Here is a 12,947-nt window from a genome sequence, read left to right as displayed (position 1 = left end):
TCGTTGCGCGACCACACTTAGCATTGGTCTAAACCACAAGGGAAGAGCGGTCTGCCGGTTCGGCCGAAACCCACCCGCGCGACCGCGCCGTCACAGGGCGCTGTACAGGGCGTCGATCAGCGCCATTTTCCGCGGGTCGTCGGCGATGCGCGGCCCCATCCGGTTCATCACATACCCCAGCGACACGCCGGCCTCCGGGTCGGCGAGCCCGCACGAGCCGCCGAACCCGTCATGACCGAAAGCCCGCGGGTTCGGGCCGTACGACCGCTGCGGACCGCTCAGCCACAGTCCGAGCCCGGCCTCGGTCTCGCCCTCGAAGCCTGCGCCCACCACCAGATCGCGGCAGCTTCCCTGGCCCTCGCGCACCCGCTCCGCCGCCTCCGGCGACAGGATGCGCCGCCCGCCGTGGCGACCGCGCCCGGCGAAGACGCCGTACAGCGCCGCGACGGCGCGTGCGGTGCCGTGCCCGTTCGCCGCGGGGATCTCCGCCGCGCGCCACTCGGGCGTGTTCGCCTCCGCCGCACCGACCAGCGGATTCGCCAGTGCCGCCAGCGCGGCGGGCGCCAACTGGCTGAAGACCGCCGCCTGTTCGCTGCGGGAGGCGGCCGGCGGATGCACCAGCTCGGCCGCCCGGCCCGCCTCCTTCGCCGGCAGCCCGACCGTGAAGTCGATCCCGAGCGGCCCGGTCACCTCCCGCTCCAGGAACTCCCCCGGCCGCAGCCCGGAGACGCGCCGGACGACCTCGCCGACCAGGTGGCCGTAGGTCAGCGCGTGATACCCGGAGACGGTGCCCGGCTCCCACCACGGCTCGGTCGCCGCCAGTCGGGCGGTGGTCAGCTCCCAGTCGTACAGGTCCGTCAGGGAGTGCGGCTGGCGCAGCCCGGACAGCCCGGCGCGGTGCGACAGCAGATGCCGTACGAGCACCTTCTCCTTACCGGCCGCCGCGAACTCGGGCCAGTACGCGGCCACGGGCGCGTCGAGATCGAGCAGCCCCCGGTCGGCGAGCAGATGCGCGCACAGTGCCACCGGGCCCTTGGTGGTCGACCACACGTTCACCAGCGTGTCCCGCTCCCACGGCCGGGTGCCGGCCGCGTCCGCCGAGCCGCCCCAGAGGTCCACCACCGTGGCCCCGTCGACGGTCACCGCCACCGCGGCGCCCAGTTCCCCCCGCTCGCGGAAGTTGTCCTCGAAGGCCTCCCGCACCGCCGTGAAGCGCGCGTCGCAGTGGCCGTGGACCTGTGTCTCGTGCGCGGACATGGGACCTCCGTCGTCGCCCGGAAACCCGGGCCGCGACGCTGCGGTCCGGGTGCCCCGAACGTACCGACTGGTCGGACTGGAGGGAAGGGCGGAGGCGTACGTCAGGCGTACGACCTCAGCCAGCGCACCTTCTCCGCCTCGTGGAAAGGGCCGCCGCCCTCGTGGTCGTTGAAGTCGTAGACCTCGATCGCCTTGTCCTCGTGCGCCCAGGCGTTGAACGCGGCGAACACCGTCGACGGCGGGCAGGTCTGGTCCTCCAGCGCCGCCGAGAAGAGGGCCGGGGCCCGGCCGCGGGCCGCGAAGTGCACCCCGTCGAAGTACGACAGCGTGCGCAGCACCTCCGCCGAGCGGCCGCGGTGCGTCTTGAGGAAGAGGCCGACCTCGCGGTAGGGGTGCCGGTCCGTCAGGGTGGTCGCGCGGGGGAAGTCGCACAGGAACGGCACGTCGGGCGCCACCGCGACCAGGTCGGGGACCAGACCGCCGACGGCCAGGGTGATGCCGCCGCCCTGGCTGGCGCCGAGCGCCACGGTGCGGCCCGGGTCGGTCAGCGGGTGCGCGCGGGCCGCCTCGACGGCGCGCACCGCGTCCGTGTACACCCGGCGGTAGTAGTAGTTCTCGGGCGCGTCGATGCCTCGCGTCATGAAACCGGGATACGCCGGGGCCGCGCCCACCGGGTCCGCCGTGCCGCCCCCGGCGCCCCAGGCGCTGCCCTGACCGCGGGTGTCCATCACGAAGTGTGCCCGGCCCGTCGAGGCCCACAGCAGGTTCTCGTGCGGCAGCCCGCGCCCGCCGCCGTACCCGATGAACTCCACGATCAGCGGCAGCGGTTCGGTCGCGCCCGCCGGCAGCCGGAGCCAGCCCTTGACCGGATGGCCGCCGAATCCGGCGAACGTCACGTCGTACACCCGGACCGTCGACAGCCCGGTGTCCACCGGCTCGAAGCGGGCGTCCAGCTCGTGCTCGCGCGCCTCCTCGAGGGTCTTGTCCCAGAAGGCGTCGAAGTCCTCGGGCTCGGTGGACTCGCTGCGGTGCGCGCGGAGTTCGTCCAGAGGCAGGTCGAACAGGGCCATGTACAACCACCTTTGCGAAGGGAGACTGCGTCAGCTCACCGTACGTGGGTGCACAAGGGCTGGCCAGTAAGCGTTTGTTCCCTCGCGGCGGCCGGGCACCCGCCCCTCACGCCCGCGGCTGGGTCCACCTCGGTCCCGTCCGCGCCCACTCCCGTTCCCACTCCGCCAGCCGGTGGCGCAGCGCGATCCGGCGCTCGACGGCGTGTCCGAGGAGTACGACGGCGGCCGCGCCGCCCGCCGCGACCAGCCCGACGGTCACCGTGTGCTGCCAGATCGCCGCGTCGTCCGGCGGCGGCGCGACACTGCGGCCCCGGGCGTCGAACCACACGGAGACCGTGTCCCCGGTACGGGTCCCCGAAGGCACCCGGGCCCACGCCGTGCGCGTCCCCTTGCCGGGCTCGGTCCAGCGGACCTGGGCGCGGTACGCGTAAGCACGGTCGCCCTGCTCGGTGGAGAGCCGCTCGGGCGGGGCGCCGATCACCTGCGCGCGGACCTGGTGGCGCTCGGCCCGCTGGGCGGCCGCGATGCTTTGAGCCGTGTCATGCGCGCGCAGCCCCGCGGCCACGCCGACCAGCGGTGTGACGACGAACAACAGGACGGCCACGATCAGCACCGTCCATGCCTCCACGACATCCGAGCGGCGCCGCAGCGGATTGCGCCGCAAGCGCCAGCCACGCAGCCCGGTACGCATGTCCACCTCCTCGCACCGTCGGAGCCGGCGAGCCGGTCCCTGCGGCCCGTCACCCCCGCCGCCCACGCACACGAGCGTCCACACCCGTCTCGTACCCCGTACGGAGCACCTCGCTCACGCCGCGAACCGCGACTTCAAGCCCACCTGGAGCACGGAACGCGCCATGCGCCCCACGGTCGCGCGAACGACCCCGGCGCGTGACCCGGACGGTCAGCCGAAGCGCTCGATCCGGATCCGGTCCACCGGCTGGCCCGCCGCGACGAGCAGCCGTGACGCGTGCTCGGCGAACCCGTTCGATCCGCACACATAGGCCTCCCACTCACCAGGAGGCTGCTCGGCCAGGAGCGGCGCCACATGTGCGGCCGCCATACGCCCCACGGGCACACCCTGTGGGGCGCTGCGGGTGAAGACGGGCGTCGTCTCCACCCCCAGCTCGGCCGCGTAGATCAGCTCCTCCGGGCTGCGCGCGGACACCAGCATGCGCAGCGGTACGGAGAGCCTGCGCCTGCGGTGGTGCCGCACCATCGACATCAGTGGGACGATCCCGGAGCCGGCGCCGACCAGCAGCGCCGGCCGGTCGCCCGGCCAGGCGAAGAAACCGCTCAGCGGCCCGCGTACCTCGACCGTGTCACCGGGGCGGGCGACCGTGTGGAACCAGCCGGAGACCTCGCCGTCCGGCACCTGGTCCAGGGTCAGTTCGATGTGCCCGGAGTCGTCCGGCGCCGACGCGATCGAGTAGTGGCGCTGCGCCACATATCCGTCCGCCGCGGTCAGCCGCAGCATCAGGTGCTGGCCGGGCAGATGCCCCGCCCAGCCCGGCACCGCCAGCCGGAAGGTGGCCGCGTGCGCCGTCTCACGCCGGATCTCCACCACCGTGGCGATCTGCCACACCGCCGCCACCTGCTCACTCACCGCGATCCGCCCGGGCACGGCAAACCGAACGGCGGGGCCGGCGGGCCCGGCGGGGCGGGGCAGGGCGGCAGCGGCCGGGTACGGGACCGTGACCCCGCCGGCGCCATGGGAGGGGGCGGCCGGGGCCTGGGCTGGAGCCTTCGGGTTCGGGATTGGCGTGTCGTCGGGCCCTTCAGGGACCGTGGTGGCGGCCGCGGCCGACGTGAGAGTCCTCGGCTCCGGGGCCGCGGTGCCGGTGGCCGGGGCTGTGGGCGGAACGCGCGGGGTTGCGGCGTGGGGGTCCGGGGGTGTCGTCACCGTGTCAGTCACCGGAGTACCGCTGTTCCTTCCAGGGGTTGCCGCGCTCGTGGTAGCCGTTGCCTTCCCAGAAGCCGGGCTCGTCGTGGTCGAGGAGGGTGAGGCCGGCGATCCACTTGGCGCTCTTCCAGAAGTACAGATGAGGCACCAGCAGCCGCGCCGGACCACCGTGCTCGGCCGGCAGCGGCTCGCCGGCGTACTCCCAGACGATCCAGGCCCGGGAGCCGGTGAGGTCGGGGAGCGGCAGGTTGGTGGTGTAGCCGGTGTGGGAGCGGGCGACCACATGGGTGGCGGACACATGGGGCCGCACCACATTGAAGAACGCGTCCAGCGAGACCCCGCCGAAACGCACGCCGAACTTCGACCAGCCGGTCACACAGTGGATGTCGCCGTCGTACGCCGACGTCGGCAGCGCGTGCGCCTCGTCCCAGTCCCAGGTGTGCGGCCGCTCGACCAGGCCGTCGATCCGGAAGGACCAGTCGGCCGGTGCGAGGTCGGGGGTGACCTCGGCGGACAGGACGGGCCAGTCCTCGCCCGCGTCGTACTGTCCGGGCGGCAGCCCCGGATGGTGGACGCGCGGGCGGCCCGTGAAGCCTCGCGTAACGTTCATCCTTCAACCGTACGTGGTCGTTCCGCGCGCTCCGTCCCCCGGTCACCGCCCGTCACCCCGGATGATTGCGGCCGTATGAACTCTTTCGGGCCAGGGGAATAGCTCTGCGGCGCTTCTCCTTTGCGCTCGATGGCGGCGCCGGTAGACCGGTGACAGCGCGAGAGAAGCGAGGAATGAGCATGCCCAAGGCGTATGTCTACACGCGGCACGGAGGACCGGAGACCGAGGCGCTGATCGATCTGGACCGCCCCGGACCGGGCCCCGGCGAGATCCTGATCGCGGTCCGCGCGGCAGGCGTCAATCCCGTCGACTGGAAGCTGCGCCAGGGGTTTCGCCGCCCCGGCGAGGGCGAGCGTGTCTTTCCGGCGGTCTTCGGCAGCGAGGCCGCCGGCCTCGTCGAGGAGGTCGGCCCGGGGGTCACCGGCTTCGCCGCCGGCGACGAGGTGTTCGGCAGCGCCCTGAACGGCGCATACGCCGAATACGCCCTGCTCGCCGCCGACGTGACCGCCCACAAGCCCGCCGCGCTGTCCTTCCGCGACGCCGCCACCCTCCCGGTCGCCGCCGCCACCGCCTACGACGGCGTCCGCCAGCTCGACCTGCCCGGTGGGTCGACCCTGCTGGTGACGGGCGCCGGCGGCGGCGTCGGCAGTGCGGCCGTGCAGATCGCCCGCGCCTTCGGACTGCGGGTCGTGGGCGTAGCGAGCGAGGGCAAGAGGGAGTTCGTCCAGTCGCTGGGCGCGGTGCACGTGTCCTCCGGGCCCGACCTTGCCGCGCGGGTGCGGGCCGCCGCGCCGGACGGGATCGACGGGGTGTACGACCTGGTGGGCGATCCGGTGCTCGCCGAGGTCGCCGAGCTGCTGAAGGACCGCGGCAAACTGATCACCGCGGGCTCGCCGCAGGAGGCCGTGGCCGCGCTCGGCGGCGCCCCCGTCAGGCGGGCCCGCACCGCCGCCGTGCTCGAGGCGGTGGCCGACCTCGCCGTACGCGGCGCCCTGAAGCCGCACATCACCCGCACCTTCCCGCTGGACCAGGCCGACCGGGCGCTGCGCGCAGTGGAGGACGGGCACGCCCTCGGCAAGATCGTGATCGAGGTGAGCGCGTGAGCGCCATAGCCGGAGCGGGCGTCGGCGACGGGCCTGCCGCCGACGCCCCGCACGTCCTCGACAACCCCGCCCTCGCCTCCCTGACGGGTCCGCACGCCCGCTTCGCCGAGCGGCGCGGCCGGGTGCTGCGCTACCCCGTCGACGTCTCTCCGTGGCTCGCGCTGCCCGACGAGCCGGACGCGCGGGACTGGGCGGACCTGGCCGCGCTGGCCGGTCCCGGCGCGGAGATCCCGCTGGCCGGATACTGCGGTGAGGTGCCGGACGGCTGGGAGATCACCTTCCGGGTGGACGGCGTGCAGTTCGTGGACGACGGCCTCGCCGCCGCGCCGGACGCGGAGGCGGTCCGCCTCGGCCCGGCCGACGTACCCGAGATGCTCGACCTCGTGGCCCGTACCCAGCCCGGACCGTTCCTGCCGCGCACCGTCGAACTCGGCACCTACCTCGGCATCCGCCGCGGCGGCGCGCTGATCGCCATGGCGGGGGAGCGACTGCACCCGCCGGGCTGGACGGAGATCAGCGCGGTCTGCACCGACCCCGCCTTCCGCGGCGAGGGCCTCGCCACCCGGCTGATCCACGCGATCGCACACGGCATACGGGAGCGCGGCGAGACACCCTTCCTGCACACGAGCGCCCGGAACACGGGCGCCATCCGGTTGTACGAGTCACTGGGCTTCCGGCTGCGCCGCCCTACGGCGTTCCTCGCGGCCCGCGCCCCGGAGCGGCTGGCCGGCGAACGGGCCGCGGTACCGGTGGCATGAGCGGTCTCGGACCGCCGAGGGATCAGTCGGCCCCGGTCTCGCCCGGACCCGCGTTGTACCGCTCCAGGTAGGCCGCGAAGCGCACCAGGTCCTCCTCCGGCCAGTGCGCGAGCCGTTCGCGGAACGCGGCCCGGCGGCTCCGGGTGACCTGGGCGAGGATCTCCCGGCCCGCCTCCGTCAGATGCAGCACCTGGACCCGGTGGTCCTCCGGGTCCAGGCGGCGCTCGATCAGCCCGGCCCGCTCCAGCGCGGCGACCTGGCGGCTGACCGTGGACTTGTCCAGCGCGTAGTGGGCCGCCAGGTCGGTCGCGCGGCAGCCGTCGCGCTCCTCGAGATGGCCGAGCAGGGTGTACGACACCAGGGACAGCTCGGGATGCATACGGCCCGCCGAGGCTCGGGCCCGGCGGGCGAAGATGGTCATCTCGCGCTGGATCGTCTCGACGGCCGACTCCGCTGCGCTCACGGGAATACCTCCTCCGGCGTTTAAGTTGTATAGTACAACTTGATGTGGAAGTTGTATAAGCCAACCTTTTGGAGGTCGCCCGCGATGAGGTCACCGGCACTGCGCCATGTGCTCACGCACCTGATCACCCCGCTGCTCATGTGCATAGGCATGGGGCTCGCGTACATGGGGGCCTTCGTGACCCCGGAGCCGCACCACCTGCCGGTCGCCGTCGTCGGCAGCGCCCCGCAGGCTAAGGTCTTCGCCCAGACGGTCAAGGACACCGCCGGGGACAAGCTCGACGTCCGCACGGTCGCGACCCGCGCCGACGCCGTCGACCTGCTGAAGTCCCGCACCGTGACCGGCGCCTATGTGCCGAGCGCCAAGGCCCCCGAGCTGCTCGTGGCGAGCGCCGCCTCCGACATGGGCGCGACGGCCGTCGAGAAGGTCTTCACGCCGGTCGCCGCCAAGGAGGGCGTGCCGCTGAAGGTCACCGACGTGGCCGAACCGGTCGCCGACGACCCCACGGGCCAGGGTCTGTTCTTCCTGCTGATCGCCCTCAGCATCGGCTCCTACGCCTCGGTCGCCGCCCTCGGCGCCGCGGGCGCCGCCCTCCCGATGCGGGTACGGGCGCTGCTCACGCTCGGTGTCTCCGCCGTGGTCGGCGGCATCGGAACGCTGCTCGCCGGGCCGGTGTTCCACCTCGCCCACCACGACCTCGCGGGCGTGTGGGGCATGGCCTGGCTGTACTCGGCCGGCATCCTCTTCCTCGGCGTCGGCCTGCACACCTTCCTGAAGCGCTGGACCACGCTCACCATGATGGTGCTGTTCGTGATGCTCAACTTCACCAGCTCCGGCGGGTTGTTCCGCCCCGAGCTGCAGAACGGCTTCTTCGGCACGCTGCACGCCTTCTGGAACGGCGCCGGCTTCGTCGAGGGCGCCCGTAGCCTGCTGTACTTCGGCGACGACGGTCTCTCGCGCAACGTGTGGACACTCATCGTCTGGCTGCTGGCCGGCCTGGTCGTGACCGGCATCGCGGCCCTGTACGAGCGGCCCCGCCGGGCCCGGCACGCGGCCGGTCACACCGGCCCGGCGAGCGCGACCGAGCCGACCGCCACGCCTGCCGTGGCGCCGGCCGAGCGGAAGGCGGCGCGGGTGGCCGAGGAGGACACCGAGGAAGAAGTCGAAGAAGAGGTCGAGGAGACGGTCGGCGTCTGACCCGATGCCGGTGTCCGATCCGATGCCGGCGTCTGACCCGATGCCGGAGAGGGACAGGGAGCGCACGCCCGGCGAGGGGCGGGGCTCCCTGCCGGCGCTTCACCGGAGGGGTTCGCATCCGGCCGGGACACTCGCCGACACTTCGTCGGGGCCGGGACGCCCGCCGGGACGTCGTCGGACCGGGCTCCTTGCCTGGCACTCCCTGGGGCAGAGCTCCTCGGCGCGACCTCGGTCCGTCACCCCGCCCCCGACCCGATCGTCACCACCCGCGCCCACGTCGGCGGTGTGTCCGGCCGGTAGTCGGGATCGTGTTCGTCGTACGACCCCCCGGTTCGCGGAAACAGCCCCACGACCGTCCGGCACGGTGGCCGTTCGTCCGGCCACGGTGTCTGACCGTCGGTCAGGACCACCACCGCGTCGGGCCGTGTCCGCAGCGCGCGGGCGAAGCCGGTGCGCAGATCCGTCCCACCACCGCCCACCAGCTCGATGCCCTCCGTCCGGCACAGCGGCTGCACGGTCCGGGCCGCGGCATCGCAGGACAGTACGGAGACCAGGTCCCGCCGGCCGCCCACGGCCCGGCAGATCGCGGCCACCTCCAGCAGCGCGCTGCCCAGTTCTGCGTCGCTGACCGACCCCGAGGTGTCGATGACGACACACACCCGGGGCGGCCTGCGCCGCAGACTCGGCAGGACGACCCCGGGCAGCCCGGCCGAACGCCGCGCCGGCCGGCCGTAGCGGTAGTCCTCGCCCGCGCCCGGGGCGGAGACCGCCGACCGCAGCGCCGAGCCCAGCAACTGGCGCCACGGCTGCGGCGGATGGAACACCTCCTCCGCCCACCGCCGCCAGCCCTGCGGTGCGCTGCCCGGGCTGCCCTTGATGCCCTGCGCCACCCGGAACCGGATCGCGTCCCGCTCCTGCTCGCTCAGCCCGTGGGCGCCGTCCGGCCCCAGCTCCCAGCCCCGGTCCAGCCCGTCGGCGCCGCTGCCGCAGTCCAGCCAGGCCATCCTTTCCAGTCGGGAGCCCAGTCGGAACCCGGGCAGGTAGTCCTCCATCAACCAGCCCGTGGGCAGCCCCAGTTTCCCCGGTGTCACCGCGTCCTCGGGGCACACCAGACCGTCGCCGTACACGTCGTCGTTGATCTCGCAGTCCGCGGCGATGTTCATCCGCAGCCGCTCCGCGGGCCCGCTCAGCTGGTGCTCGCGGGCGTACCGCTCGCTGCGCCCGTGATGGTCGCGCAGCAGATGCGCCACCTCGTGCACCCACACCGCCGCCAGCTCCTGAAGCGGTGTGCGATCCACGAACGCCGGGGAGACATAGCACCGCCAGTACCGGTCCACCCCCATCGTCGGAACCTCCCGCGACTCCACCGGCCGCAGCGCGAACAGGGCCGTCGCCAGATACGGCCGGACGCGGGCCGCGTGCAGCCGCGCGGCCAACAGCTTGCCGAGGTCCAGCGCGCCGGGCTCCGCCGTCATCGGCGTGCCGCGGTCGGCCGCGCGGCCTCGTCGGCCCGCCGGGCCAGCGACACCGCCCCGGCCAGCCGCTCGATCGCCGCCGGCACGTCCCAGTCCTCCCGGCGCAGGGAGGCCAGCGTGGTCGCCGGCACGACCACCACGTCCGGTGCCCCGGTCTCCATCGCCCGCACCAGCACGGCCCAGGCCGCGTCCCAGCGCACCCTCTCGGGGCGTTTGCGTACGGCGTCCACCACGCCGTCGAGCACCGCCTGCCGCAGATCCCCGCGCTCGGGCAGTGCGCCACCCGCCGGGTCGGCGAGCAGCGTCTCGGGGTCGGGCAGCTCCATCCGGTCCAGGCTCGCCAGCAGCTCGAAGCCGGGACCGTGCCCCACGGTGCCCCGGACCAGCAGCGACAGCACGTCCCGCGAGGATCCGGCGGCGGTCGCGAAGGCGATCAGCCGCAGGGTCGCCTCCCAGCTCCGGGGCGACGGCCACGCCCCGCCCCGGCGGCTCTCCCCGCTCGGCAGCCGGTGCACCAGCCCCGGCCGGGCGACGAGGAACTCACACACCGCGCGCCGGGCGAAGGCCACGGCCTCGGGCAGCAGCTCCGCATCGAGCCGGGGCAGGGTGGCCCGCGGCCAGGTCCCGCCCAGGCCCCGTACGACGACGTCGTGGTCGTGTGCCCACTGCAGATGCACGAACCGGTTGGCCAGCGGCGGGCTCAGCTCCCAGCCGTCGGCCGCCGAGGAGCGCGGGTTGGCGGCGGCCACGATCCGTACCCCGGGCGGCAGCCGCAGCGCCCCGATCCGCCGCTCCAGCACGAGCCGCAGCAGGGCCGCCTGCACCGCCGGGGGAGCGGTGGACAGCTCGTCCAGGAACAGCAGTCCCCGCCCGGCCCGTACGAGCCGAACGGCCCAGTCCGGCGGGGCCATCGGAACGCCCTGCACCGCCGGGTCGTCTCCCAGGACCGGCAGGCCGGAGAAGTCGGACGGTTCGTGGACGCTCGCGATCACGGTGGTCAACGGCAGGTCCAGGGCGTCGGCGAGCTGGGTCAGCGCCGCCGTCTTGCCGATGCCGGGCTCGCCCCAGAGCAGCACCGGAAGGTCGGCGGCCACGGCCAGGGTCAGTGCCTCCAGCTGGACGTCGGAGCGCGCCTCGGTGGTCGAGTCGCGCAACAGGGCCGACAGGGCCTCGGCGACGGCGAGTTGGGAGGCGAGGGGCCGGCCGGTGGGCAGGGGCGTGGACACGTACGACGTCATGAGGGCATCACCTGGGGTGTGTGAAGTGGGCGGAAACGAAAGGGGGTTCAGAAGAAGGTGACGGGACGGGTCTGCCGTCGAGTGGGGCGGCGGCCTTGGCCGGTGCGGCGGCTCGGACGGTGGGTGGAGGTGCCGCCGAAGCCGGTCAGACCCGCCCGGTACAGCCCGTAGGCGATGCGCCGCTCGGCGGCCGCCGTCAGCTCGTCCCGCAGCGGCCCCTCGCGCAGCACCGCACCGTGGCCCAGCAGGCCCTCGACCACGGCCAGGGCGCCTTCGACGTCACCGTGGTCCAGCCGTTCCCGCACACCGGCCAGGCAGTCGGGACGCCGGTGCGCCTCGTCGATGACCCGCAGACAGGGCAACGGCGGCCCGCCGAGCGCGGCCAGCAGTTCCTCGCGCCGGATCTCGTCCGGAGCGTGGTCCAGCGGTACCAGGACACCGTCGACCAGGCCGATCCGGTGTGTGTCTCCCCGGCACTCCACCCGACGCGCCCGCTCCACCGGATCCGGATCGCGGACGGCGCCGGGCGCCGTGTGACCTGGCACCAGGGCCGCGGCGACCAAGGGATGCAGCCGGTCCGCGCCGATCAGCCCGGCACGCAACAACTCCAGATCGGGCGCCACCCAGGTCGCCGCATCGGGCAGCACCGGCACGGCGGACAGACCTCCCGGCGGCACCTCGCCCACGATCCGCAGGCGCGGCACCCCGCCACGGTCGGCGCCCCGACACGGGAATCCGACCGGGCCCGGCATCCCGTCGCCCCGGCACGCGCCGCGCGGGAACTCGGCCGGCTCCGGCGCGTCGCTCCCGCCTGCGGTGTGGTGCGCTTGGCCATGGTGGTGTACCCCGGCTGGGTCGTGGGTCCCGTTGGCCGGGCATGCGCCGCGCGGGAACTCGGCCGGCTCCGGCGCGTCGCTCCCGCCTGCGATGTGGTGCGCTTGACCGGCTTGCCGCGCCCCGGCCGGGCCATGGGTCCCGTCGGCCGGGCGCGTTCTGCGCGGGGGTTCCGGCGCGTCGCCCGCGTCCGCGATGGGGTGCGCTTGGCCGGGATGGCACAGCCCCGCCGGGTTCGGCGTCGTGGCGGTCGGGTCGGTTCCGCGCCGGTTCTCGGTCGGTTCCGGTGCGTCGCCCCCGTCCTGTGTCACCGCAAGAAGCAACCGGCGGCCGCCACCGAGCCGTACGGCGAAGGTTTCGCCGGAGTGCCCGTCGGCGCGCAGCAGGATGCTCGCCTCGGCCGCCCACTGGCCGACGGCGCAGCCGGTCCCGGGTGGGACGAGGCCCAGCGGATCGCGGTCCGGCGGCGCCGGGCCACCGGCGCCCGACCGGTCGCGCAGCTCGCCGGCCCTGCTCGCGTCCCACAGGTGCCGGTGCAGGTCGAGCCGGTAGCGCCGGTTGGGGCGGGGATGCGGATGGCGGCCGGCGGGCGCGTCGGCCGGATCGAACAGGGCCAGGCTGATCCGCTGGCCGGCGTCCGCCCAGGCCGGTGGGGTGCGGGCCACCAGGTGCAGCGGGCCGGACCGGCCGGGCCGCGCGTACCGGGCCAGTGTCAGGGTCAGGCCGGGGCGCAGCAGCCCGTCGGGCGCGATCCTCGGCATGTGCCAGCGCAGCAGGTCCGGGGCGAGACGGCGGAGGTCGGCGCGGAGCCGGGCCGCGATGTCCCGGCCGTGGGCGCGGGCGACGGAACGCAGATCGAGGTCGACGTCGATCCGGGCGGCGGCGCAGGCCCCCGCCCAGTCCCCGGCGATACGGCGGCCGGTGGCGAGCTCGATCATGGACGGTGGCACGGCGTACTCCCGTACGCGCAGCCACATGGACAGCCGGGAATCCCCGTACGCGGTGGAAGGGAGCATCAGCGCTCACCTTGCGCGGACGGGAC

Annotated in this window: 12 protein-coding genes; 3 read left to right on the top strand and 9 right to left on the bottom strand. The window is 74.2% G+C overall.

The window, feature by feature from the left end:
- Nucleotides 1-90: 90 nt before the first annotated feature.
- The 5 genes from ACWC2T_RS13070 to ACWC2T_RS13050 all read right to left on the bottom strand — a co-directional run bounded on the left by ACWC2T_RS13070 (nt 91) and on the right by ACWC2T_RS13050 (nt 4,837).
- Nucleotides 91-1,257, bottom strand: coding sequence for a serine hydrolase domain-containing protein (locus ACWC2T_RS13070; RefSeq protein ID WP_450670438.1), 1,167 nt, complete (start codon nt 1,255-1,257; stop codon nt 91-93).
- A 101-nt stretch (nt 1,258-1,358) separates the two neighbouring features.
- The gene (locus ACWC2T_RS13065; protein WP_450670437.1) at nt 1,359-2,327 is read right to left on the bottom strand and encodes an acetylxylan esterase; all 969 of its coding nucleotides are present in this window, start codon (nt 2,325-2,327) and stop codon (nt 1,359-1,361) included.
- Nucleotides 2,328-2,433: 106 nt separating this feature from the next.
- Complete coding sequence (locus ACWC2T_RS13060; RefSeq protein ID WP_450670436.1) at nt 2,434-3,018, bottom strand: Rv1733c family protein; 585 nt, start codon at nt 3,016-3,018, stop codon at nt 2,434-2,436.
- 210 nt (nt 3,019-3,228) lie between these two features.
- The gene (locus tag ACWC2T_RS13055) at nt 3,229-3,993 is read right to left on the bottom strand and encodes a ferredoxin reductase (RefSeq protein WP_450670591.1); all 765 of its coding nucleotides are present in this window, start codon (nt 3,991-3,993) and stop codon (nt 3,229-3,231) included.
- A 238-nt stretch (nt 3,994-4,231) separates the two neighbouring features.
- On the bottom strand, nt 4,232-4,837 hold the full coding sequence (locus ACWC2T_RS13050) for a sulfite oxidase-like oxidoreductase (RefSeq protein ID WP_450670435.1): 606 nt from the start codon (nt 4,835-4,837) through the stop codon (nt 4,232-4,234).
- A gap of 179 nt (nt 4,838-5,016) precedes the next feature.
- On the opposite strand from ACWC2T_RS13050, the gene ACWC2T_RS13045 reads away from it, so the two are divergent.
- A complete protein-coding gene (locus ACWC2T_RS13045) occupies nt 5,017-5,940 on the top strand; it encodes an NADP-dependent oxidoreductase (RefSeq protein WP_450670434.1) in 924 nt (307 codons plus the stop codon).
- A gap of 5 nt (nt 5,941-5,945) precedes the next feature.
- A complete protein-coding gene (locus tag ACWC2T_RS13040) occupies nt 5,946-6,698 on the top strand; it encodes a GNAT family N-acetyltransferase (protein ID WP_450670590.1) in 753 nt (250 codons plus the stop codon).
- Between the two features lie 22 nt (nt 6,699-6,720).
- On the opposite strand, the gene ACWC2T_RS13035 is transcribed toward ACWC2T_RS13040, so the two are convergent.
- The gene (locus ACWC2T_RS13035; protein ID WP_450670589.1) at nt 6,721-7,119 is read right to left on the bottom strand and encodes a MarR family winged helix-turn-helix transcriptional regulator; all 399 of its coding nucleotides are present in this window, start codon (nt 7,117-7,119) and stop codon (nt 6,721-6,723) included.
- A 126-nt stretch (nt 7,120-7,245) separates the two neighbouring features.
- Between ACWC2T_RS13035 and ACWC2T_RS13030 the strand changes: the two genes are divergently transcribed.
- Entirely contained in the window at nt 7,246-8,358 is a 1,113-nt protein-coding gene (locus ACWC2T_RS13030) for a hypothetical protein (RefSeq protein ID WP_450670433.1), read from the top strand.
- Between the two features lie 236 nt (nt 8,359-8,594).
- On the opposite strand, the gene ACWC2T_RS13025 is transcribed toward ACWC2T_RS13030, so the two are convergent.
- From ACWC2T_RS13025 to ACWC2T_RS13015, 3 genes are read right to left on the bottom strand one after another with little or no spacing between them, the layout of a single operon-like run.
- Nucleotides 8,595-9,833 carry a vWA domain-containing protein gene (locus tag ACWC2T_RS13025; RefSeq protein ID WP_450670432.1) on the bottom strand — a complete coding sequence of 413 codons (1,239 nt, stop codon included), beginning with the start codon at nt 9,831-9,833 and terminating at the stop codon, nt 8,595-8,597.
- The gene (locus tag ACWC2T_RS13020; RefSeq protein WP_450670431.1) at nt 9,830-11,071 is read right to left on the bottom strand and encodes an AAA family ATPase; all 1,242 of its coding nucleotides are present in this window, start codon (nt 11,069-11,071) and stop codon (nt 9,830-9,832) included. Before ACWC2T_RS13020 ends, ACWC2T_RS13025 begins: the two co-directional genes overlap by 4 nt.
- A gap of 47 nt (nt 11,072-11,118) precedes the next feature.
- Entirely contained in the window at nt 11,119-12,921 is a 1,803-nt protein-coding gene (locus tag ACWC2T_RS13015; RefSeq protein WP_450670430.1) for a hypothetical protein, read from the bottom strand.
- Between the last annotated feature and the right edge of the window lie 26 nt (nt 12,922-12,947).

This window comes from Streptomyces sp. NPDC001393, from assembly GCF_053597455.1.
Note: the sequence above shows the minus strand (reverse complement) of the source record. Positions and strands in the feature narration are given on the sequence as shown.